This window comes from Pseudomonas sp., from assembly GCF_049645325.1.
Lineage (GTDB): Bacteria > Pseudomonadota > Gammaproteobacteria > Pseudomonadales > Pseudomonadaceae > Aquipseudomonas.
Genome location: NZ_JBARTQ010000648.1, coordinates 1 through 6,629, shown reverse-complemented (window position 1 = coordinate 6,629; position 6,629 = coordinate 1). Strand labels below are relative to the sequence as shown.

The window sequence follows — 6,629 nt, the reverse complement described above, 5'->3', positions numbered from 1 at the left end:
ATGTATAGCTGACCCACCGCTATCGCAGGCAAGCCAGCTCCCACATTAGATCTCTATTCAGTTTGAGATCCACGCAACACCAGCAACCCACGAATTCTAAGCGGAGCAGTTATGGTTGATCGGCACGACTACGTGGCCCTCGAATGGGTCAAGGGCGACATTGCCGAAACCCTGAAGCAGGCCCGTTCGGCGCTGGACGCCTATGTCGAAACAGGCGAAGGCGAGGCCATCAGCGAGTGCCTGGCCGGCGTCCACCAAGTGCATGGCGCACTGTTGATGGTCGAGTTCTATGGCGCAGCGTTGCTGGCCGAAGAGATCGAAGAATTGGCCCTGGCCCTGCAGGCCGAGCGCGTCAGCCAGCGCGATGAAAGCATCCGCCTGTTGCAACAGGCCCTGGGCCAACTGCCGCTGTACCTGGACCGCGTACACAGCGCCCGCCGCGATCTGCCGTTGGTGGTGTTGCCGCTGCTCAACGACCTGCGCAGTGCGCGCGGTGAGAGCCTGCTGTCGGAGACCAGCCTGTTCAGCCCGCAACTGCTGTCGATTGCGCCGCTGCCCGAGGACGTGCTGGCACAACGTGCGTCGCCTGACCTGCATGAACAGTTGCGCCAGTGGCACCAACTGCTGCAACAGGCGTTGGCCGGGTTGCTGCGCGAGGACCACGGCCCAAGCAACCTGGAAGACATGGCGCGGGTGTTCGCGCGCCTCGAAGCACTGTGCCAGGGCGCGCCGTTGCTGCCGTTGTGGCAAGTCACCTCGGCGCTGGTCGAGGGCATGCTCACCGGCGTGATCGCCAACAGCCCGGCGCTGCGCAGCCTGCTCAAGGCCAGCGACAAGCAGCTCAAGCGTTTGCTGGCCCAGGGCATTGGCGGTATCAACCAGTCGGCGCCGGAAGAGTTGCTCAAAAGCCTGTTGTTCTACGTCGCCAAAGTCACGCGGCCGACACCGCGCATGCAAAGCCTTAAAGAACGTTATGGGCTGGATGAAGCCTTGCCCGACAGCGCCGTGGTCGATGCCGAACGCGCGCGCCTGGCCGGGCCGGACCGCAATGCCATGGGCTCGGTGCTGGGCGCCTTGTGCGAAGAGCTGGTGCGGGTCAAAGAGCGCCTCGACCTGTTCGTGCGCAGTGACCGCCAGCACACTGGCGACCTCGATGCCTTGCTGGCGCCGCTGCGGCAGATCGCCGACACCCTGGCGGTGCTGGGGTTTGGCCAGCCGCGCAAAGTCATCATCGACCAGCTTGCCGTGGTGCTGAGCCTGGTCCAGGGCCAGCGCGAACCGAACGATGCGGTGCTGATGGATGTGGCCGGTGCCTTGCTGTATGTCGAGGCCACGCTGGCGGGGATGGTCGGCACCGTCGAACCCGAAAGCCGCGAAGAAAGCCGCCTGCCTACCACCGACCTGACCCAGATTCACCAGTTGGTGATCCGCGAGTCCTGCCAATGTTTGCGCCAGGCCAAAGAACTGATCATCGACTGCGTTGAAGCCGACTGGGACCGTCAGCGGCTGGAATCCCTGCCGGAGTTGCTGAGCCAGGTTCGCGGCGCCCTGGCGATGATTCCGCTGCCACGGGCGGCCAGCCTGATGCGCGGCTGCACCGATTACGTCGACGAGCAATTGATGGCCGGCGATGCTGCGCCTTCCGAGGTGCAGCTAGGGCATTTCGCCGACGTGATCAGCAGCCTGGAGTACTACCTCGAACGCATGCTCCAGGACCCCGACGCCGTGGGCGAGCGTGTGCTGGAACTGGCCACCCAAGGCCTCAGCGCGTTGGGCTACCTGCCTGCCGAAAAGCCTTGGCGCCAGGCGTTGGCTGCGCCGGAGGGCGTGCTGGCCACCGACGTCACCCCCAGCCAATCGCAGTTCGACGCGCTGGCCAGTCCCACCTCGCGCCTGAACCCGCCGGCCCTGCACCGTCCCGGCAGCCTGCTGCCACCGCCTGCCGGTGAAGAACCCATTGACGATGAACTGCGTGAAGTCTTTCTCGAAGAGACCGATGAGGTCCTTGAGGTGCTGCACCGCCATCTGCCCAATAGCGCCGACAAGGCCGCGCAGGGCGAAATGCGCCGCGCCTTCCACACCTTGAAAGGTAGTGGCCGCATGGTCCGCGCGCTGGTACTGGCCGAGCTGGCCTGGGCGGTGGAGAACTTGCTCAACCGCGTGCTGGAACGCAGCGTGAACCTCGGCCCCGAGGTGCAACAGGTATTGGATGAAGCGGTGGCCCTGCTGCCGGAATTGATTGCCGACTTTGCCATCGACGACCAACGCCAGCGCGATGAAGTCGATGCTCTGGCCGCCCGTGCTCATGCTCTCGCCAGCAGCACAAAAACCGCCTACGTGGAACCCCACGACCCGATGCTGTTGGAGATTTTCCGCAACGAAGCCCAGAGCCACCTGGACAGCATCAACCACTTCCTGCAACAGGCCGCCGAGCACGTGCCGTTGCAAGTCAGCGATGAACTGCAACGCGCCCTGCATACCCTCAAAGGCAGTGCCTACATGGCCGGCGTGCAACCCATCGCCGAACTGGCACGGCCTCTGGACCACCTGACCCGCGAATACAAGGCGCATCGCCTGCCACTGGACCTGGACGAAGTTGAGTTGCTGCTCGAAGCCGAGAGCCTGTTCCAGCGCGGGCTGCGGGATTTGGACCGCGACCCCTTGGCGCCCATCAAAGGCGCCGCAGACCTGATCAACCGCACGCAAAGCCTGCTCGACCGTCAGCTTGCAGCCTTGCTCGACGCACCGAACACCGGCCTGCGCATCAAGCGTGACCCGCAGTTGATCGCCAACTTCCTGGCCCAGGGTATGGACATCCTGCTCGATGCCGAAAGCCTGCTGCGCCGCTGGCAACAGCACCCCGGCGAGCGCCAGGAACTCACGGCGTTGCTCGACGAATTGACCACGCTCGGGGAGGGCGCGCACGTCGCCGACCTGCACGCCATCGACGCGTTGTGCGAGGCCTTGCTCGACCTGTATGGCGCCGTGGAAGAAAGCAGCCTGGCGGTCAGCGAGCGGTTTTTCCATGAGGCCGAGCAGGCCCATGAAGCATTGATCAACATGCTGGACCAGTTGGCCGCCGGCCAGGAAATCAGCCCGGCACCGGCGCGGGTGGAGGCTCTGCGCGAATTGCTCGACGAAGCCCTCGACCCGTCTGCCACCGGCCTGATCAAAAGCGACGGCAGCCGGGCGCTGAGCATCTCCGAACTGGGCGCCGCCACGGCACAGCTGGATCGGGAAACGGCGATGGACGACGAGATCGTCGAGATCTTCCTCGAAGAAGCCGTGGACATCCTCGACAGCGCCGGGCAAGCCCTCAAGCGTTGGCTGCTGGACCCCGACAACGCGGCGCCGCTGTCTTCGCTGCAACGGGATTTGCACACTCTCAAGGGCGGCGCGCGCATGGCCGAAATCGGCCCGGTGGCCGAGCTGGCCCACGAACTCGAATGCCTTTACGAAGGCTTGGTGGACCGCCGCTACAGTTATTCCCCGCAGCTGTCTCAGGTGTTAATGGCCAGCCATGAACGGTTGGCCTTGCAGCTGGATGAGCTGCAAGCTCACCAGCCGTTGAGCGACGGCGCCGAATGGGTGACCAAGCTGCGTGCGCTGCGCCAGGGCAGCACCCCGACGGCGCCCACTCCGGCACCTGAAACCCAGGGCGCCGACCCCGAATTGCTGGATATCTTCCTCGAAGAGGCCGCCGATATCCTCGACAGCTCAAGCGGCGCGCTGCAGCGCTGGCAGGCCGAGCCAAACAATCGCCAGGAAGTCGAAACCCTGCTGCGCGACCTGCACACCCTCAAGGGCGGCGCGCGCATGGTCGAGATCGGGCCGATTGGCGACTTGGCTCACGAGCTGGAATTTCTCTACGAAGGGCTTTCTGCCGGCTTGCTCGTACCGTCACCCGAGCTGTTTGCGCTGCTGCAAGGTTGCCATGACCGTCTGGCGCAGATGATCGACGCGGTGGCCGACGGTTTGCCGGTGGGTTCGGTGGACAAGCTCATCGAGCGCATCAAGAGCCTGGTGCACCCAAGCGATGAGCCAGTAACGCCCGTGGCGTTACCAGCGGGCAAGGCCGAAGCGGTGGTTGACCCGGCCGCCGACATGGTCAAGATCTCCGCCGACTTGCTGGATGACCTGGTCAACCTGGCCGGTGAAACGTCGATTTTTCGTGGCCGCATCGAGCAGCAGGTCAATGACGCGCGCACGGCCCTCAACGAAGTGGAAACCACCATCGAGCGCATGCGCGACCAGTTGCGCCGCCTCGACACGGAAACCCAGGGCCGCATCCTCAGCCGTCAGCAAGCCGAGGCCGAGCGCCTGGGGTATGAAGAATTCGACCCGCTGGAAATGGACCGCCATTCGCAGTTGCAGCAGTTGTCCCGCGCGCTGTCCGAATCGGCCTCCGACCTGCTTGACCTCAAGGAAACCCTCGACCGTCGCAACCAGGACGCGCAGAACCTGTTGCAGCAACAGGCGCGCATCAACACCGAGTTGCAAGAAGGCCTGATGCGCACGCGCATGGTGCCGTTTGAACGCATGCTGCCGCGCCTCAAGCGCATCGTGCGCCAAGTGGCGGAGGAGCTGGGCAAGGACGTGGAATTCGTGGTCGGCAATGCCGAGGGCGAGATGGACCGCAACGTACTGGAACGCATGGTCGCGCCGCTGGAACACATGCTGCGCAACGCCGTCGACCATGGTTTGGAATCCCGCGAGGCGCGTGTGCTGGCCGGCAAGCCGGAGAAGGGCCGCATTACCTTGGACCTGACGCACGAAGGCGGCGATATCGTCTTCGACATGCGTGACGACGGCGCCGGTGTGCCCTTGGAAGCCGTGCGGCGCAAGGCGATCAAACGCGGCTTGCTCGCCCCTCATCAAGAAATCAGCGACCGCGACGTGTTGCAGTTCATCCTGCAGCCGGGTTTTTCCACGGCGGAAAAGATCACGCAGATTTCCGGGCGTGGCGTGGGCATGGACGTGGTGCACGAAGAAGTGCGCCAGCTTGGCGGCTCGATGTTCATCGATTCGACGCCGGGCGTGGGCGTGCACTTTCGCATCCGCCTGCCGTTTACTGTGTCGGTCAACCGGGCGCTGATGGTGCAGTGCGCGGACGATCAATACGCGATCCCGCTGAACACCATTGAAGGCCTGGTGCGCGTGCTGCCCCATGAGCTGGCGGGGCACTATCAGCAAGACCCGCCGCGTTATGAATACGCAGGCCAGCGTTACGAGCTGTTCTATCTCGGCGACCTGCTGCACACCGTCAGCCGCCCGAAATTGCTCGGCCAGTATCAGCCCGTGCCGGTGCTGCTGGTGCAGTGCAATGAACGGCGCGTGGCCGTGCACGTGGATGCCATGGCCGGTACGCGCGAGATCGTGGTCAAGGGCCTCGGCCCGCAGTTCGCCGGGGTTCAGGGCTTGTCTGGCGCGACCATTCTGGGTGATGGCCGTGTGGTGCTGATCATCGATTTGCTCGCGCATATCCGCGCGCGGCAACCGGCACTCCCGGCCCAGACGGTCGACGCGCCGCTGATCCTCAACGACCCGCTGAAAAAGCGTCCGTTGCTGGTGCTGGTGGTGGACGACTCGGTCACCGTGCGCAAAGTCACCAGCCGCCTGCTGGAGCGCAACGGCATGAACGTGCTCACCGCCAAAGACGGCATCGACGCCATCGCCCTGCTCGAAGAACACACCCCGGACCTGATGCTGCTCGACATCGAAATGCCGCGCATGGACGGCTTCGAAGTGGCCATCCAGGTGCGCAACGACCCGCGCTTGATGCGCCTGCCGATCATCATGATCACCTCGCGTACCGGCCAAAAGCACCGCGACCGCGCCATGGCCATCGGCGTCAATGACTACCTTGGCAAGCCGTATCAAGAGTCGGTGCTGCTGGAAAGCATCGCCTATTGGAGCAAGTCCCATGCTTGACCACCGCACCAGCCAACTCACCGGCTTGCTGCTGCCATTGGCCGACCGTCACCTGGTGCTGCCCAACGTGGCGGTCGCCGAGCTGATCGACTACCAGCGCGGAGAACCGGCCAGCGATGCACCGCCGTGGTATCTGCGACAAGTGACGTGGCGCGATCGGCAATTGCCGTTGATCAGCTTCGAGGCGGTGTGCGGCGAGGCAATCGTGACAGGCGAGCGCTCGCGAATTGTGGTGCTGAACGCCCTGGGCGGAAGGCCGACGTTGAAGTTTATCGCGCTGGTGATCCAGGGGATTCCACGCTCGTACAAGCTCGACAGCCAGTTGAGTTATGTGGACGTGCCGCTGTGCCCGCTGGAGCTGGCGGCGGTGCAGGTGGGCGAGCATGTGGCGAAGGTGCCCGACCTCATGGGGCTGGAAGCGCTGCTGGTCGAATCCGGGTTGGCCTGAAGGTAAACGGGGTCGCTGGGTTGTTATCGTTTTCGAGTCGATTATTGGATTTATTATCATAATGGAGTTCGCGTTAACGTTTTCGCGCTCACTGAATTATGTCAGATCGTTCCCACGCTCCGCGTGGGAATGCATCCCGTGACGCTCCGCGTCACCCGTGCGCAAAACTTAAGATTTTCCGTGGCTGGCGGGACGCAGAGCGTCCCGGGCGGCATTCCCACGCAGAGCGTGGGAACGATCAGGATTGTGA

At 63.9% G+C, this 6,629-nt stretch carries 2 protein-coding genes; both read left to right on the top strand.

Annotated elements, in window-relative coordinates; translation table 11 throughout:
• The first annotated feature begins 111 nt into the window (after positions 1–111).
• Positions 112–5,931 (top strand): Hpt domain-containing protein, encoded by a 5,820-nt coding sequence (locus tag WBB95_RS27795; RefSeq protein ID WP_424490487.1) that lies wholly within the window; start codon positions 112–114, stop codon positions 5,929–5,931.
• A complete protein-coding gene (locus WBB95_RS27790; RefSeq protein ID WP_078739556.1) occupies positions 5,924–6,379 on the top strand; it encodes a chemotaxis protein CheW in 456 nt (151 codons plus the stop codon). The genes WBB95_RS27795 and WBB95_RS27790 overlap by 8 nt, the downstream gene beginning before the upstream one ends.
• The last annotated feature ends 250 nt before the right edge of the window (positions 6,380–6,629 follow it).

What these genes read in the sequence shown, in the direction of transcription:
- WBB95_RS27795 (WP_424490487.1), top strand. Translation starts at nt 112, where the DNA reads ATGGTTGATCGGCACGACTACGTGGCCCTCGAATGGGTCAAGGGCGAC.
- WBB95_RS27790 (WP_078739556.1), top strand. Translation starts at nt 5,924, where the DNA reads ATGCTTGACCACCGCACCAGCCAACTCACCGGCTTGCTGCTGCCATTG.